Raw genomic sequence first — 15,847 nt, forward strand, 5'->3', positions numbered from 1 at the left:
GGTGATAGCCGATTGAGGGCCGCTTGTGCACCCTCAATCGCGCCGCACCGGAGCTTTATCAGTTACGCGCTTTCCACCAGGCGATCTGCTTCTTCACCTCTTCGGGCGCCGTGCCGCCGAAGCTCTTACGCGAGGCGACCGAGGCCTCCACCGTCAGCACGTCGAAAATGCCTGCGGTGATCGCCGGATTGATCGCCTGCAGCTCTTCCAGCGACAGATCGGCGAGGTCACAGCCCTTCTGTTCGGCAAGAGCGACGGCATGGCCGGTGGCGTGGTGGGCATCGCGGAAGGGAAGGCCTGCCTCGCGCACCAGCCAGTCGGCCAGATCCGTGGCCGTGGAAAAGCCGGAACCGGCGGCTTTTTTCATCGCCGCGACATTGACGGCAAGGTCACCGATCATGCCGGTCATCGCGGCAATCGCCAGTTCAAGGCTCGCAGCGGCATCGAAGACCTGTTCCTTGTCTTCCTGCATGTCCTTGGAATAGGCGAGCGGCAGGCCTTTCATCACCGTCAGCAGCGCCACCAGCGAGCCATTGATGCGGCCGGTCTTGGCGCGCACCAGCTCGGCGGCATCCGGGTTTTTCTTCTGCGGCATGATCGAGGAGCCGGTGGAAAAACTGTCGGACAGGCGGACGAAATTGAACTGCGGCGTCGACCAGATGACGATTTCCTCGGCAAGCCGCGACAGATGCGTGCCGCAGATCGAAGCCAGCGACAGGAATTCCAGCGCGAAATCGCGGTCGGACACCGTATCGATGGAATTGCGGGTCGGCCCGCCGGCAAAGCCGAGCGCCTTCGCCGTCATGTGACGGTCGATCGGAAAACCGGTGCCGGCAAGTGCGGCAGCCCCGATCGGGCTTTCATCGAGATGCTCGATGGCGTGACGCACGCGGGAACGGTCGCGGCCGAACATTTCCACATAGGCCATGCAGTGATGACCGAAGGTGACCGGCTGGGCCGTCTGCAGATGGGTGAAGCCCGGCATCACCGTTTCGGCGTGTTCTTCGGCGCGACGGAGAAAGACGGCGATCAGCCCTGTCAGCGCCGCTTCGGTCTTCACCAGCTCCTTCTTGACCCAGAGGCGGAAGTCCAGCGCCACCTGGTCATTGCGCGAGCGCGCCGTGTGCAGGCGGCCAGCGGCCGGTCCGATCATCTCGCGCAGCCGGTTTTCGATATTCATGTGAATATCTTCAAGCGCACGGGAGAAGGTGAAGCTGCCGGCTTCGATCTCACGACGAATTGTCTGGAGACCATCAACAATCGCGGATCTGTCATCTTCCGAAATGATGCCTTTTGCGGCAAGCATGGTGGCATGCGCGATAGAACCGTCAATGTCCTCATTGTAGAGTGCCTTGTCGAAACCGATGGAGGCATTTATCTCCTCCATGATCGCATCGGGACCTGAGGCGAAACGCCCGCCCCACATCTGGTTGGAGGTCTTGTTGGAGGAATTGCCGTCAGCCATGATGAGCCTATCTGGAGAATGAAATGACGAAGAAAAGACAAAAACTCATCTCCGCCAGACTGGTGATGATCGCACTTGTTGCCGGACTTTTGGCCGGCGCTGTCGCGGTATACGTGAAAAATGCCTTCACTGGCAATGGTTCGGACCAAACGGCAAGCGCCGGACAGTGCCAGAGCGCGAAGGACACGGCCGAAAAACTGCGGCCGCTGGCCGCCGGCGAGGTGGCGGCCTTCGTCGTTGCCGATACGCCGAAACCCGTCACCGACCTCGCCTTCAATAAGGAAGGCGGCGATACCACGCTCTCCGCCTTCAGGGGCAAGACGGTGCTGCTCAATCTCTGGGCCACATGGTGCATTCCCTGCCGCGAGGAAATGCCGGCACTTGATACGCTGGAAAAAGAGCTTGGCGGCGATGACTTCCAGGTCGTTGCCGTCAACATCGATACCGGCGGCGACGAAAAGCCCGTCCGTTTCATGGACGAAATCGGCATTCAGTCACTGGCCTTTTACCACGACCCGACGCTTGCCACCTTCAACACGCTGAAAAAGGACGGCCTTGCCTTCGGCCTGCCATCAACGGTGCTGATCGACCCGAACGGCTGCCTGATGGGCTCGATGAGCGGACCGGCGGAATGGGCAAGCGATGATGCAAAGGCGCTGATCAAGGCCGCGATCGGATCCTGACCCCGGCGTGCCGTTTCGGGAAGGCTTATCCCGGATGCGCCTTAAAAGCCAATCGCTCTCAAGAGCAGGAAACAGCCGGCGGACATCAGCGCTGCTGCCGGCACGGTGATCACCCATGCGGCAATGATGGTCATGAAATGCGAGCGGCGCACCAGCTTGCGGCGTGTACGCTCCTGATGCGGCATGTCAGAGACCGGGCGGTCGCGCTCGATCTGCTGGGCGCGCCGCTCCATGTACCACTCCCGAAAGAAACCGACGCCGAACACACCGCCAACGGCAATATGCGTCGAGCTGACCGGCAGGCCGAGCCACGACGCGGCAATCACCGTGACAGCGGCGGAAAGCGCAACGCAATAGGCACGCATGGGGTTGAGTTTGGTGATCTGGTTGCCGACCATGCCGATCAGCTTCGGGCCGAACAGAACCAGACCGAACGAGATTCCGAGCGCTCCGATCAGCATCACCCAGAGCGGGATCGCCACCTGACCGGCCACTTCAGACGTTTCATGCACGGAGGCAATTGCCGCCAGCGGTCCGACCGCATTGGCGACATCATTGGCGCCATGGGCAAAGGACAGCAGCCCGGCCGAGATCACCAGCGGCAGACGGAACAGGACTTTCAGCGACGCCTTGCGGTTTTCCAGCCCGCGTGACTGACGCCTGATGAAGGGCACAGAGACGAGACCGAGGATAATACCCGCGACGATGCCGATCAGAACGGCATGGGAAAGATCGATCGCGATCACCTTTTTCAGGCCCTTCAGGGCCAGATAGGTGGCGAAGGCGGCGCTCATGATGCCGATCAGCACGGGCACCCAGGTGCGCGCGGCGGCAAGCTTGTCATCGACATACATGATCCGCCACTTGATGAAGGCAAGCATGCCGGCGGCGAAAATACCGCCGAGCAGCGGCGAGATCACCCAGCTGGCAGCAATACTGCCCATGGTCGGCCAGTTGACCGTTCCAAACCCGGCGGCAACGATGCCGGCTCCCATGACGCCGCCGACAACGGCATGGGTCGTCGATACCGGCGCTCCGATCCAGGTGGCGATATTGACCCAGATGGATGCGGCAAGCAGTGCGGCCATCATCGCCCGCACGAAGATCGTCGAACTCGAAAGCGCCTGCGGATCGACAATGCCGGTCGAAATGGTTGAGACCACATCGCCACCGGCAAGCAGGGCGCCAGCACTTTCGCACACAGCGGCAATGGCGATGGCACCGAGCATGGAGAGCGCCTTTGCCCCGACAGCCGGCCCCATATTGTTGGCAACGTCATTGGCACCGATATTCAGCGCCATATAGGCACCGAAAGCGGATGCAACAATCACCGCCAGCCCCTGCGGTGAACCACCGGCAAACAGCGCTGCAGCAACCGCGGCGAGCGAAACGAAAACCAGGCTGATGCCAACACCGACCAGAGGGCGGGATGTGTGCATGGAGGCTTGCTCGAGACGCGACAAGCGATTGAGGTCCTTGTCGAGCGTCTTCCACTGCCGGGTGGAGTCATCAGTCAATGTGAGTTTCCTTGAAGTCCTGCAGCCAACCTTGCCGCTGCGCCAGCTTCGATATTACCGCGCCTTTTCAAGCAGTCCGGAAAGATCCATCAGGATCGCCTTGAGCTGTTCCTCGTCCACAGCCTTCGCCGCAGCTTCGGGTTTCATCCATTGCCGCTTCCGCTGATCCATTTCCGGAAAGTTGTCAAGCAACTTCTCGACCTCGATGGCGTAGACATCGACGATGGTCGGAACAGGCAGCCCGCCATCAACGATCTTCTTGTAACGATAACTGCCGATACGGACCGGCGCACCGCCGCGCGGTTTCACCCCAGCTTCTTCCCAGGCCTCCTGCAATGCCGTCCCGCCGCCATCGGTGCCATAAAGGGGCCAGCCTTTCGGGATGATCCAGCGTCTCGTCGTGCGCGATGTGATCAGCAGAACCTCCGGCCCGGCCTTTTCCAGGCGGAAACACAGTGCGGCGATCTGCACACGGGCAGGCCGGCCCAGAAGCGGGGCAAGGTAGTTATTCCAGATCAGAGAAAACATCGGCAAACCGTTCAGGAGCGGGTTAATCTCTTGCTGTCTAATCAAAAGCAGCCAGAACCTCAAGCGCACAAAGCAAAACAGGCCAGAAACCCAGGCCGACCGACCCGGCTGCCGTCGGCCGCCGGCCCGCCCATGCTGCCGGCTCAAGAGACTGGGCTTCAGGGGACCGGGTCAGGTTCCGGTGGCAGGCGGTCCACCTCGAGGCGCGGCAATGGGCGGGAATAGAGGAATCCCTGCAGGTCATCACAGCCGATCCTCGTCAGCCCCTCATCCTGCAGCGGCGTTTCGACCCCTTCCGCCGTTGTCTTCAGACCCTTTGCATGGGCAAGATCGACGATGGCGCGGACAATGGCCGCATCATTGATGTTCTGCCCCAGCCCGCGGACGAAGCTTCGGTCGATCTTGATACGGTCGACATTGAGGCTTTGCAGGCGGCCAAGCGAGGAAAAGCCGGTTCCGAAGTCATCAATGGCGATCTGAACCCCGATTTCGCGCAGGACCCGAAGGTTCTCGACGGCTGCGTCGGTTTCGCCGGTGGCCGTCGTTTCGGTGATCTCCAGTTCGAGCCGCTTCGGCAAAAGCCCCGTTTCCGCAAGGACCGCCTGCACCTTGGCCGCATATTCCGGATTATCCAGTTCAACACCCGATACATTGACGGCGATGGTCATCGCCTGCCAGTTCACCGCCGCGCTGCAGGCATCCTTCAGCACACGCGCGCCAAGCGCTTCGATCAGGCCGGTTTCCTCGGCCACGGGGATGAAGAGTTCAGGCGAGATCATGCCACGCTCGGGATGTTTCCAGCGCAGAAGCGCCTCATAGCCGACTGTGCGCCGCGTCCGGGCCGACCGGATCGGCTGATAGTGGACCTGCAGCTGGTCATCGGCACGCAGGGCCAGACGGAGATCCGCCTCGGTCTGGCGGCGTTGCTCGATCGTTTGGTCCATTTCCTGCGTGAAGAAGGAATAGCGCGCGCGCCCGGTCGTCTTCGAATAATAGAGCGCGACATCCGCCTTTCTGAGCAGGCTGACACGATCGACGCCATCAACAGGGGCAAGCGCGGCGCCAATGCTGACGCCGACAAAAACCGTATTGCCATCGATCTCGAACGGCCGGCGCGCCACATCGACCATCTGTTCGCACAGCCGGTTGATCTCCTCGATCTCGCCTCTGAGCAGGATCGTGAATTCATCTCCGCCAATCCGCGCGATGATGTCGCCCGGCCTCACGGTCGCCTGCAGCCTCTGGCTGAACTCGCGGATCAGCGCATCACCCATCGGATGGCCGAGCGTGTCGTTGACCTGCTTGAACCGGTCGAGATCCAGATAGACCAGCGCAATCGGCTCATGGCGCCGCAACGCAAGCGCCTGATCGACCTCATTGTTGAAATTCAGGCGGTTGGGAAGGCCCGTCAAGGGATCATGCAGCGCCAGATAACGTATCTGCTCCTCGCTGTCCTTGAGTTCTTCCGAGCGGCGATGGTGGAGAATGAGGAAAACAGCGATCACGATCAGCACCAGCAGGAACACGGCCACGAGCACCGGAACGACGTTCGCCATCACCGCGGAACCGGGCCTGTAGGGATGCCAGACCAGATAGCCGATGATCTCTCCCTTGGCCGATTTCAGCGGCTGGCTGGAAACAGCCGGCTCGCTGCCCGGGGTCCAGGAAAAGTGAAGATCGGCGAACAGATAGTCGTTCTGCAATTCATCGATCAGGGAACCGTCGAGAAAGCGGATGGCGACATGGAAATACTCATGGCCCGGCGCCTGGCTGAGCGCGCCGGTATCAGACACGATCGGTTTGACGCTGACGATGGCCGGATGTTTTCGCACCACGACCAGATCGGAAACGCCAGGGCTCAGCACCGTGTCGCTGACCTGGCTGTCATCGCCATCGCGCATCTTCTCGCGCAGGGCCTTCACCAGTGGAGCGACCTTGTCAGCGATATCAGAATAGACCGACGGATCCGCCATCGCGCCGCTTGTGAAGGCAAACACCGGCCTGTCAGCCGGATCAAGCACATAGGCGCCGTCAATGCCGAAATAGTCATGCATCCATTGGCCGAGATTGTTGTTGAGCCAGTTCTGGTCACCGGCGCGGGCCATTGTCACGGAATCATCCCAGACCGTCGCGCTCTCCTGGTCATGCGCAACCGCGGTCTGCAGCTGGGACACCACCAGCTCAACCAGCCGCGCCTGGCGGTCAAGGGAGATCCGATCGGTTTCGTGACTGGACCAGGCCAGAAGCGCGAGAACACCAACCCCGATCATAATGGTCACAATCAAGGCAGGAAGCGCGCGCGTCAGCAGAAAATGTGACGGGCGGGAAGTCTGTGTGTGCTTGCTCATCCATGGGTCCGAGATGCTAATATACGGCCGAATATGAGCAAATCTGCACATGAGGCAAGTAAATACTGGGTTACCTGTAAGGTAGCAGGACCTCATCGTGACACCCCCGTGTCATCGGCAAAATCACCGCTTTCGCCACATTCCCTGTCCCTGCGGCTTGCCTAGCGGCGGCTTCACATCTATTAACTTTTATCAATGAACCACGGACCCGGTGAAAATCCGGGTGGCTCTTCCGGCCGCCGATCCGCCGGACAACCTCTTTAATTTTGAAAATTCGCGACCCCGAACACGCCCCTATCGTGCCCGGACGTCAAAGATTTTGAGACAAGATGGCTACAAACACCTTTTCGCTTACCCGTTATCGCCAGGAATGGTTCGGCAATCCGCGCGCCGACATCCTCTCAGGCCTCGTCGTGGCGATGGCGCTCATTCCCGAGGCAATCGCCTTTTCGATCATCGCCGGCGTCGACCCCAAGGTCGGACTGTTCGCCTCCTTCTCGATTGCCGTGATCATCGCCTTTGTCGGCGGCAGGCCGGGCATGATTTCGGCCGCAACCGCCGCCACTGCCGTGCTGATGACGCCGCTGGTTGCCGATCACGGACTGGAATATCTGCTGGCTGCCACCGTGCTTGCCGGTGTGCTGCAGGTGATCTTCGGCATTCTTCGCCTGGGTTCGCTGATGCGTTTCGTGTCGAAATCGGTGATGACCGGCTTCGTCAACGCGCTGGCGATCCTGATTTTCATGGCGCAGCTGCCGCAGCTGATCAATGTGCCGTGGCTGACCTATCCGCTGATCGCGGCTGCGCTGGCAATCATCTATCTTCTGCCCTATGTCACCCGCGCCGTGCCCTCGCCGCTGATTGCCATCATCGTCATCACTGCGCTGTCGATGATCTTCGGCTTCAATGTCAACCATGTCGGAGACATGGGGGCACTGCCTGAAAGCTTCCCGTCCTTCCACATGCCGGCCGTGCCCTTCACGCTTGAGACGCTGAAGATCATCCTGCCCTATTCGCTGGCGGTCGCACTTGTCGGCCTGATGGAAAGCCTGATGACGGCCCAGCTGATCGATGATCTGACCGATACGCGCTCCAACAAGAACCGCGAATGCGTTGGCCAGGGCGTTGCCAATTTCGCCACCGGCTTTATCGGCGCCATGGCCGGCTGTGCCATGATCGGCCAGTCGATGATCAATGTGAAATCGGGTGGCCGCGGGCGGCTGTCCACGTTCATTGCCGGCCTTGTGCTGCTGATCCTCGTCGTCGTGCTCGACAAATGGGTGAGCCAGATCCCGATGCCGGCACTGGTGGCGGTAATGATCATGGTTTCGATCGGCACCTTCTCCTGGTCGTCGATCAAGAACCTGAAGCACCATCCGCGCTCGTCCTCGATTGTCATGCTGGCAGTGGTTGCCGTTGTCGTTGCCACCCACAATCTGGCGCTCGGCGTTCTGACCGGCGTGCTTCTGTCCGGCATTTTCTTCGCCGCAAAGATCGCCCGGCTGTTTTCCGTCTCCTCGACACTGTCGGATGATCAGACGGTGCGGACCTACAATGTCCATGGACAATTGTTCTTTGCTTCGGTCGAACGCTTCAACCAGGCCTTCGATTTCAAGGAGGCGCTGGAAAAGGTCGTCATCGATGTCTCCCGCGCACATATTTGGGATATATCAAGTGTCTCCGCACTGGACATGGTAGTGTTGAAATTCAGGCGTGAAGGCGCCGACGTGGAGGTCATCGGCCTCAACGAAGCGAGCGCCACGATCGTCGACAAGCTGGCCGTGCACGACAAGCCGGATGCGCTTGAGCGCTCGCTCGACCAGGGCCACTGAGGTGCCCGCGCGTGGGGGATATCTCCCGCGCGCCCCGGCCAGTTTCAACACTGTTTACAAGGTCCGGCACCCAAGGCCGGCCAGAGGGGGAACCCCATGGACAAGCTGACAGCCTTTATTGATGGTTCGATCTATGCCGAAAGCGTGTGCGACCATGCTGCCTGGATGGCAGGCCGCATCGGAGCGCCGATCGAACTCGTCCACATTCTCGAAAAGCCGGTGGCAAACCAGGCGCCGGTCAATCTTGCCGGCACGATCGGACTTGGTGCTCGCACCGCCCTTCTTGAAGAACTTGCCGATCTGGATGCCCGCAATGCCCGCACCGCCCAGAAACGCGGCCGGTTGCTGCTGGAATCGGCCACCGAACGGCTGGCGCTCGGTGGCGTCGCCGACGTAACCACCAAGCTCAGAAACGGCGACTTCGTTGAAGCCGTTGAGGAGACCTGCACGGATTCGCGGGTGATCGTCATCGGCAAGCGCGGTGAAGGCGCCGATTTTGCCTCCGGCCATCTCGGATCCAATCTTGAGCGCGCCGTGCGCTCAGCCAAATGCCCGGTCTTCGTTGCCGCCCGCTCCTTCAAACCGATCCACAAAGTGCTGATCGCCTATGATGGCGGCCCGAGCGCCGAAAAGGCAATCGAACGCGTTGCGACAAGCGATATTCTCGAAGGCTGCACCTGCACGCTGGTCTCGGTCTGCGAAGACGGCGATGCGCTGGCGAAAAAGGCAAAGCAAGCCATTCACCGTCTCGAACATTCCAAGGTCGAGGCCAGCCTCATCATCCGCTCCGGCCACGCCGAGAAGGTGATCGAGGATATCGCTGCTGAGGAAAAGACCGATCTTCTGGTGATGGGCGCCTATGGCCATTCGCGGATCCGCTCGCTGATGATCGGCTCGACGACGACGGCAGTGCTGCGCGCCTGCCACATTCCGGTTCTGCTCCTGCGCTGAAGCCTGTCAGATCCGTTTACTCTGCCTTTCGCCCGGCTGCGATCTTGCGGATCAGCCGGGCGAAATTCTGCGCGGTTGCAGATGGCTGCGCCCGGCGGTGGGCAACGGCCAGCAGCTGCGCCGGCGCCGGCGCGATGACATCAAGAAAGGCAACGCCGCGAATATTGAACTGGCGCATGGTCTCCGGCACCAGCGCAACACCGGTCTCCGCCGCGATCAGCGACAATATCGTGGCAATCTGCGGTGCGGGCTGACCGAGAACCGGCTCAAATCCGGCCGCCCGACAGGCCGCAAGCGTTGTGTCATGCAGGCTGACACCGATGGCACGCGGCGTCAGAATGAATGCATCATCCTTCAGCGCCATCAGCTTTACCGGCTGCTTCGCCGATGCTGCGGCATGGCTGGACGGCACGGCGGCCACCAGCCGCTCAGTCATCAAAGGCCGGATGTCCAGACTGTCAGGATCGGCCGATGACGGACGCACAAGACCAACATCAAGACTGCCATCAACGAGGCGGGCAATCAGCCCGACCGAATTGATCTCGAAAAATGTCAGCTCGACCTCCGGATAATCGCGTCTGAAAGCGCGGATCGCGGCCGGGAAAAGCGGGTTCAGCGCAACAGATCCCGAATAGCCGAGCGAAAGCTGACCGGTCATGCCTCCAGCCGCACGGCGGGCTGCCTGTTTTGCCTGTTCCGCAGCCCCCGGAAGCCCCTTCACGGCAGCCAGGAAGCTTCGCCCTGCCTCCGTCAGCTCCGCACCATGCGGCACGCGGTGGAACAGCTGCACGCCGACCTCCCGCTCCAGATCGCGGATCTGCAGGCTGAGCGGCGGCTGGCCGATGCCAAGCCGGGCAGCCGCACGGGTGAAGTTCTCTTCCTCGGCAACGGCCAGGAAATAGCGGATATGACGGAGCTCCATGCGTCATTTAAAAAACATATCATAAATGCCAATGCAAGATATTGGACATATGGAAGAGGCAGTCATATTTTCCGGGCAACGAACGGAAAGGTTTTGTCATGTCCTCCCATGCACCATCCGCCGTTGCCGGTTTTTCCATTTCAGACCCCGGAAGACAGCCAGTCGAGGCGATCGCGCCTCCCATAGCCGCCCCCGTCGCTGACCAATGGATCCGCTACGGTACAAAGGAATTTCGCAATGCCGGTATCGCCCTGTTTCTCGGCGGCTTTGCCAGTTTCTCGCTGATCTACTGTGTGCAGCCGCTGCTGCCCTCTTTCGCGGCGAGCTTCGCCATTTCCCCGGCGGCAAGCTCACTGGCGCTGTCGCTGACCACCGGCCTGCTCGCCCTCTCGATCTTTCTCGCCAGCGCCTTCTCGCAGGCGCTTGGCCGGCGCGGGCTGATGTTCATTTCCATGCTGCTGGCTGCCGTCTTCAACATTGCCGCCGCTGTGTTGCCAAGCTGGCACGGCCTGCTCTTTGCCCGGGCCATGGAAGGTCTGGTACTCGGCGGCGTTCCCGCCGTCGCCATGGCCTGGCTGGCGGAGGAAATCGACCCCGCCCATCTCGGCCGCGCCATGGGGCTTTACATTGCCGGCAACGGATTCGGCGCCATGATGGGCCGCGTCGGCATGGGGCTGATGACGGAGTTCACCACCTGGCAGATCGCCATGGAAGCGCTCGGACTGCTTTGCCTCTTCTCGGCAATCGGCTTTTTCCTGCTCCTGCCGCGCTCACGCCATTTCGAAGCGCAGAAGGGCTTTGATCCCTTCTTTCATCTGCGCGCCTGGGGCGGACACCTCAAGCGTGGTGAAATGATCCGGCTGTTTGCCATCGGCTTTCTTTTGACCAGCATTTTCGTAACGCTGTTCAACTATTCGACCTTCCGCCTTTCGGCCGATCCCTATGATCTGAGCGGTACCGCCGTCAGCATGATATTCCTGGCCTTCGGTTTCGGCATCGTCTCCTCGTCGGTTGCCGGCGCCCTTGCTGACCGCTTCGGCCGCGCACCGCTGATCATCTCCGGCTTTCTCGTCATGCTGGCCGGGGTAGTGCTGACGCTGATGTCCGGCCTCGTTGCGATTTTCTTCGGCATTGCCCTGGTGGCGACCGGCTTTTTCATCGGCCATTCAGTCGCCAGCGGCTCCGTTGGCCGCGCCGCAAAGGGCGCGAAGGGCCACGCCTCATCGCTCTATCTCCTGTTCTATTACATGGGGTCGAGCCTGTCCGGTTCGGTCGGCGGCTTTTTCTACCAGCATGGCGGCTGGGGCGCCGTTGTCAGCCTGACGGCAAGCTTTGCGATTTTCGGACTGGTCCTTGGCGGCGTCGCGCTGCTGAGCAGGAGGGCATAAAAAGGACCGGGCGGCTTTCGCCTCACCCGGCCAGTCCAAGGAGCGGTGGAAGATCTGAAGGGCGCAGCGATGCGCCCTTTCGAAAACAAAAAAGGCCGGGGAAACCCCGACCTCTCATGATCCGCTTCAAGAGCTCGTGTGCCAGTACATCCGTGGTCACACCCTCGAAGCGGAAGAACCTCGCCACCTCGTTTTACGCATATTTCCGTCACAGCTTCGTGACAGTTGCTACGCAGGCGAAGGTTAAGTGCGCCGCTCGGCGTTGATCCTCATATGGGAAGAGCATCGCTGAATTACAAGCCCCATCGGCAAAAGCCATGGAACCTTGCGGTCTGCCTCGTCTCAATTCCTTGTTCGGGAAAGAAAACTGGTGCTGCTAGAGAGATTTGAACTCTCGGCCTCTCCCTTACCAAGGGAGTGCTCTACCCCTGAGCTATAGCAGCCCTTCCGTCGCCGGAAGCCGCAGACAACATGTCGTCGCTGCAGGCAAGCGGCCTATTGCCATAGCTGGCGCACAAGTGCAAGACGCTATTTCGAATTCTTTTTGACGCATGCAGCAGTTTTTGTGAAGAACGCTGCCGCGACACAGACGGAAACGGAACGGATGGCCACCAGCAAAGACAAGGCAGACAAGGCGCTTTCGCCGACAGAGCAGCGCAAGGCGCGCGAGGCTGCAAAGCTGAAGGAAAATCTGAAACGCCGCAAGCAGCAGGCCCGAGCCCGCCGCGCAGGAGACGCCGAATCGGAAAGCGGCATCCCGGCTGCCCGCGACCCAGAAATGAAGTGAAGCCGGACAGAGCTTCGCCATTCAGGCCTCTTCAGCACAGCCGGTAGCACTTTTCATGGTTTGCAAACACTTTATCAACTCTGGCGTGGCATTTTGTCCTGCCGGCCATGGGATGGCCACACTGGCCTGTTCTGACGTCGTCCACGCTATCGCTTGTCAAGCGGCGTGATCGATCATATCAGGCGGACAACTGGCGCTTAGCGTCGCAAGCATTCTAGAGGCGGGGCGACCCGGGATTACCCAATGGACAAGATTAGAATCATCGGCGGCAACCAGCTCAACGGCATCATTCCGATTTCCGGTGCAAAAAACGCAGCCCTGCCCTTGATGATCGCATCGCTCCTGACCAGCGACACGCTGACGCTCGAAAATGTTCCGCATCTGGCCGATGTCGAGCTGCTGATGCGCATTCTCGGTAATCACGGCGTCGACATTTCCGTCAACGGCCGCCGCGAGCGCCAGGAAGAAGGCTATTCGCGCACCATCCATTTCACCTGCCGCACCATTGTCGACACCACCGCCTCCTATGACCTCGTGCGCAAGATGCGCGCATCCTTCTGGGTCATCGGACCGCTTCTGGCACGTGAAGGCGTTGCCCGCGTTTCGCTGCCGGGCGGCTGCGCCATCGGCACGCGTCCGGTCGATCTTTTCATTGATGGCCTGCGTGCGCTCGGCGCCGACATTGAAATCGAATCCGGTTATGTCGAGGCCAAGGCGCCGAAGGGCGGCCTGATCGGCGCCCGCTATGCTTTCCCCAAGGTTTCCGTTGGCGCAACCCATACGCTGATGATGGCGGCAACGCTTGCCAATGGCACGACGGTCCTGGAAAATGCAGCCCGCGAGCCGGAAGTGGTCGATCTTGCCAATTGCCTGAAGGCCATGGGCGCGAAAATCGAAGGCGCCGGCACCGGAACCATCACCATTGAAGGCGTCAAGGAACTGTCGGGCGCCCGCCACAGCGTGCTTCCCGATCGTATCGAAACCGGCACCTACGCAATCGCCGTCGCCATGGCCGGCGGCGATGTGGTGCTGAAGAACACCAGCACGGCGCTGCTGCCGACGGCCATTGAAGCCATCGCGGCCTCCGGTGCAAAGGTGACGGCGCTCGATGACGGCATCCGGATCCTTGCATCCGGCACGGATATCCACCCCGTTGACATCGTCACCAAACCCTATCCCGATTTCCCGACCGACCTTCAGGCCCAGTTCATGGCGCTGATGACCCGCGCCAATGGCGTTTCCCACATCACCGAAACGATCTTTGAAAACCGCTTCATGCATGTGCAGGAACTGGCGCGCCTGGGCTCCAGGATCGCCCTGTCCGGCCAGACGGCCACGATTACCGGCACGCCCGAACTGCATGGCGCACCGGTCATGGCGACCGATCTGCGCGCCTCCGTCTCTCTGGTGATTGCCGGGCTTGCCGCCAAGGGCGAAACCACGGTCGGCCGGGTCTACCACCTCGATCGCGGCTTCGAACGGCTGGAAGAAAAGCTGACCCAGTGCGGCGCAATCGTCGAACGCATCAGCGACTGAGGCCGATTTCGGGTGAAAGGCGGGCAAAGGCCGGCTTCAAGTGGTTGCGAAAGCAGCCAAGGCGGCTTATCTCGGGAGTGAACCGAACCAACCCGCCGGAGCCCAACCATGTCTGCCGATCTCCTGAAACTGATGGCGCTGGATGAAGAAGACCTCGCCATCCTGTCGGCCTACATGCAGGATGCCGTCTTCCTGACGAAAGATGCACGCTTCTCGCAGGAAACAGGGCTGTTTGAACTGCGCGCCAATCGTTTCGTCTGGGAGAAGAAGCGCTCTTTCTTCCGCAAGCCCGAACGGCGGCGCACCAGCCTCATCTTCAAGCGGGTTCAGGCCGTGCGCTCCGTCGGCATCACGCGCGGCGCCACGGACGAAGTGTCCAACCTGCTTGCCATCCAGTTTGAGAAGAACGGCGAGGGTCCGGACGGATCAATTATTCTGTCGCTTTCCGGCGGCGGCGAGATCATGCTCGATGTCGAGGTGATCGAAGTCGCGCTGAGCGATATTTCCGGCAGCTGGGAGGCACGCGCAACGCCCCGTCACAGGGGCTGAACCGCCCACCGGTAACGGATCATTCAAGGCAAGGGGACTGACGTGGTAAAGTGGCTCGACGCGGCGGAAGCCGGTTTCGAAGACGATTTCAAAACGCTGCTTTCAATGAAGCGCGAAGTATCAAAGGATGTCAGCGACACCGTTGATGCCATCCTGAAGGATGTGCGCGAGAATGGCGATGCAGCGCTTGCTGCCTATTCCGCGCGCTTCGACAGCGTTGATTTTGCCGCCACGCCGATGGCGATTTCCGCAGAAGAGGTCGACGCCGCCATCGCAATGGTCGACCCGAAGGTGATCGAGGCGCTCACCATCGCCGAAACCCGGATCCGCAGCCATCACGCCCGCCAGATGCCGCAGGACGATCTCTACGAAGATGCGATCGGCGTTCAGCTCGGCAGCCGCTGGACCGCCGTCGAAGCCGTCGGGCTTTATGTACCGGGCGGCACGGCCAGCTATCCAAGCTCGGTGCTGATGAACGCCGTGCCGGCAAAGGTTGCCGGTGTCGAGCGCATCGTCATGGTCGTTCCGGCGATGAAGGGCGAGGTCAACCCCGCCGTTCTTGCCGCCGCCCGCATTGCCGGCATCAGCGAAATCTATCGCATTGGCGGCGCCCAGGCCGTCGGCGCACTCGCCTATGGCACCGAAACCATCAAACCTGTTTCCAAGATTGTCGGCCCCGGCAATGCCTATGTGGCAGCGGCAAAGCGTGCCGTGTTCGGCACGGTGGGTATCGATATGATCGCCGGCCCTTCGGAAGTGCTGATCATCGCCGACGGCGACAACAATCCCGACTGGATCGCGGCCGACCTTCTGGCCCAGGCCGAGCACGATACCGCCGCCCAGTCGATCCTGATCACCACCGAGCGCAGCCTTGGCGAGGCAGTCGCAGCCGCCGTTGAACGCCAGCTCAAGACCCTGCCGCGCGGCGCGATCGCCGGTGCCAGCTGGCATGATTACGGCGCGATCATCACCGTATCGGATCTTGATGCCGCCATGCCGCTTGCCAACCGCATCGCCCCGGAGCATCTGGAGCTTGCCGTTGACGATCCCGAAAGCCTGATCCCGAAGGTGCGCAATGCCGGCGCCATCTTTGCCGGCCATTTCACCCCGGAAGCGATCGGCGATTATGTCGGCGGCTCGAACCATGTTCTGCCGACCGCCCGTTCGGCGCGTTTTTCCTCCGGCCTTTCCGTGCTCGACTTCGTCAAGCGCACCTCAATCCTGCGTCTGGGACCCGATCAGCTTGCAGAGCTTGCGCCTCCGGCCATAAAGCTTGCAGAATGCGAAGGTCTTGGCGCCCATGCACGATCGGTCGCCATCAGGCTTAACCGCGGAGAATGA

The 15,847-nt window shown here is 60.9% G+C and carries 13 protein-coding genes, 1 tRNA gene and 1 other annotated feature; of the genes, 8 read left to right on the plus strand and 6 right to left on the minus strand.

Going from position 1 to position 15,847, the window contains the following annotated elements; translation table 11 throughout:
* Positions 1-58: 58 nt before the first annotated feature.
* Positions 59-1,465 carry an argininosuccinate lyase gene (argH, locus tag HCK86_RS01400; RefSeq protein ID WP_176082678.1) on the minus strand — a complete coding sequence of 469 codons (1,407 nt, stop codon included), beginning with the start codon at positions 1,463-1,465 and terminating at the stop codon, positions 59-61.
* A gap of 23 nt (positions 1,466-1,488) precedes the next feature.
* Here argH and HCK86_RS01405 point away from each other — a divergent pair, with 23 nt between their 5' ends.
* Complete coding sequence (locus tag HCK86_RS01405; protein ID WP_176082679.1) at positions 1,489-2,148, plus strand: TlpA disulfide reductase family protein; 660 nt, start codon at positions 1,489-1,491, stop codon at positions 2,146-2,148.
* A 41-nt stretch (positions 2,149-2,189) separates the two neighbouring features.
* On the opposite strand, the gene HCK86_RS01410 is transcribed toward HCK86_RS01405, so the two are convergent.
* From HCK86_RS01410 to HCK86_RS01420, 3 genes are all read right to left on the minus strand, one after another.
* Entirely contained in the window at positions 2,190-3,665 is a 1,476-nt protein-coding gene (locus tag HCK86_RS01410; RefSeq protein WP_176082680.1) for an inorganic phosphate transporter, read from the minus strand.
* A gap of 54 nt (positions 3,666-3,719) precedes the next feature.
* A complete protein-coding gene (locus HCK86_RS01415; RefSeq protein WP_176082681.1) occupies positions 3,720-4,193 on the minus strand; it encodes an NUDIX hydrolase in 474 nt (157 codons plus the stop codon).
* Positions 4,194-4,351: 158 nt separating this feature from the next.
* Positions 4,352-6,541, minus strand: a complete 2,190-nt coding sequence (locus tag HCK86_RS01420) for an EAL domain-containing protein (protein ID WP_176082682.1) — start codon at positions 6,539-6,541, stop codon at positions 4,352-4,354.
* 201 nt (positions 6,542-6,742) lie between these two features.
* Positions 6,743-6,798 (plus strand) — a sequence feature (sul1 is cis-regulatory element that is thought to sense ions involved in sulfur or methionine metabolism; They are found in Alphaproteobacteria).
* Between the two features lie 72 nt (positions 6,799-6,870).
* Here HCK86_RS01420 and HCK86_RS01425 point away from each other — a divergent pair.
* Both HCK86_RS01425 and HCK86_RS01430 read left to right on the plus strand, forming a co-directional pair.
* Positions 6,871-8,373, plus strand: coding sequence for a SulP family inorganic anion transporter (locus HCK86_RS01425; protein ID WP_176082683.1), 1,503 nt, complete (start codon positions 6,871-6,873; stop codon positions 8,371-8,373).
* 96 nt (positions 8,374-8,469) lie between these two features.
* A complete protein-coding gene (locus tag HCK86_RS01430) occupies positions 8,470-9,324 on the plus strand; it encodes a universal stress protein (protein ID WP_176082684.1) in 855 nt (284 codons plus the stop codon).
* 16 nt (positions 9,325-9,340) lie between these two features.
* On the opposite strand, the gene HCK86_RS01435 is transcribed toward HCK86_RS01430, so the two are convergent.
* Positions 9,341-10,246, minus strand: a complete 906-nt coding sequence (locus tag HCK86_RS01435) for a LysR family transcriptional regulator (protein WP_176082685.1) — start codon at positions 10,244-10,246, stop codon at positions 9,341-9,343.
* Between the two features lie 98 nt (positions 10,247-10,344).
* Between HCK86_RS01435 and HCK86_RS01440 the strand changes: the two genes are divergently transcribed.
* A complete protein-coding gene (locus HCK86_RS01440; RefSeq protein WP_176082686.1) occupies positions 10,345-11,634 on the plus strand; it encodes an MFS transporter in 1,290 nt (429 codons plus the stop codon).
* A gap of 368 nt (positions 11,635-12,002) precedes the next feature.
* On the opposite strand, the gene HCK86_RS01445 is transcribed toward HCK86_RS01440, so the two are convergent.
* Positions 12,003-12,077: transfer RNA gene (locus HCK86_RS01445), tRNA-Thr, on the minus strand.
* 161 nt (positions 12,078-12,238) lie between these two features.
* Here HCK86_RS01445 and HCK86_RS01450 point away from each other — a divergent pair.
* The 4 genes from HCK86_RS01450 (at position 12,239) to hisD (ending at position 15,847) form a co-directional block, all read left to right on the plus strand.
* Positions 12,239-12,421: a hypothetical protein gene (locus HCK86_RS01450; protein ID WP_176082687.1), complete on the plus strand. Its 183-nt coding sequence runs from the start codon at positions 12,239-12,241 to the stop codon at positions 12,419-12,421.
* 243 nt (positions 12,422-12,664) lie between these two features.
* On the plus strand, positions 12,665-13,957 hold the full coding sequence (gene murA, locus HCK86_RS01455) for a UDP-N-acetylglucosamine 1-carboxyvinyltransferase (protein ID WP_176082688.1): 1,293 nt from the start codon (positions 12,665-12,667) through the stop codon (positions 13,955-13,957).
* 108 nt (positions 13,958-14,065) lie between these two features.
* A complete protein-coding gene (locus HCK86_RS01460; protein WP_176082689.1) occupies positions 14,066-14,506 on the plus strand; it encodes a DUF2948 family protein in 441 nt (146 codons plus the stop codon).
* A gap of 42 nt (positions 14,507-14,548) precedes the next feature.
* A complete protein-coding gene (gene hisD, locus HCK86_RS01465; protein ID WP_176082690.1) occupies positions 14,549-15,847 on the plus strand; it encodes a histidinol dehydrogenase in 1,299 nt (432 codons plus the stop codon).

The sequence above is a fragment of the Martelella sp. HB161492 genome, from assembly GCF_013184775.1.
In the GTDB taxonomy this organism is placed as follows: domain Bacteria; phylum Pseudomonadota; class Alphaproteobacteria; order Rhizobiales; family Rhizobiaceae; genus Martelella.

Excerpts from the sequence above, each read along its gene's own strand:
- argH (WP_176082678.1), bottom strand. The coding sequence starts at position 1,465 with ATGGCTGACGGCAATTCCTCCAACAAGACCTCCAACCAGATGTGGGGC.
- HCK86_RS01405 (WP_176082679.1), top strand. The coding sequence starts at position 1,489 with ATGACGAAGAAAAGACAAAAACTCATCTCCGCCAGACTGGTGATGATC.
- HCK86_RS01415 (WP_176082681.1), bottom strand. The coding sequence starts at position 4,193 with ATGTTTTCTCTGATCTGGAATAACTACCTTGCCCCGCTTCTGGGCCGG.
- HCK86_RS01420 (WP_176082682.1), bottom strand. The coding sequence starts at position 6,541 with ATGAGCAAGCACACACAGACTTCCCGCCCGTCACATTTTCTGCTGACG.
- HCK86_RS01425 (WP_176082683.1), top strand. The coding sequence starts at position 6,871 with ATGGCTACAAACACCTTTTCGCTTACCCGTTATCGCCAGGAATGGTTC.
- HCK86_RS01430 (WP_176082684.1), top strand. The coding sequence starts at position 8,470 with ATGGACAAGCTGACAGCCTTTATTGATGGTTCGATCTATGCCGAAAGC.
- HCK86_RS01435 (WP_176082685.1), bottom strand. The coding sequence starts at position 10,246 with ATGGAGCTCCGTCATATCCGCTATTTCCTGGCCGTTGCCGAGGAAGAG.
- HCK86_RS01440 (WP_176082686.1), top strand. The coding sequence starts at position 10,345 with ATGTCCTCCCATGCACCATCCGCCGTTGCCGGTTTTTCCATTTCAGAC.
- HCK86_RS01450 (WP_176082687.1), top strand. The coding sequence starts at position 12,239 with ATGGCCACCAGCAAAGACAAGGCAGACAAGGCGCTTTCGCCGACAGAG.
- murA (WP_176082688.1), top strand. The coding sequence starts at position 12,665 with ATGGACAAGATTAGAATCATCGGCGGCAACCAGCTCAACGGCATCATT.
- HCK86_RS01460 (WP_176082689.1), top strand. The coding sequence starts at position 14,066 with ATGTCTGCCGATCTCCTGAAACTGATGGCGCTGGATGAAGAAGACCTC.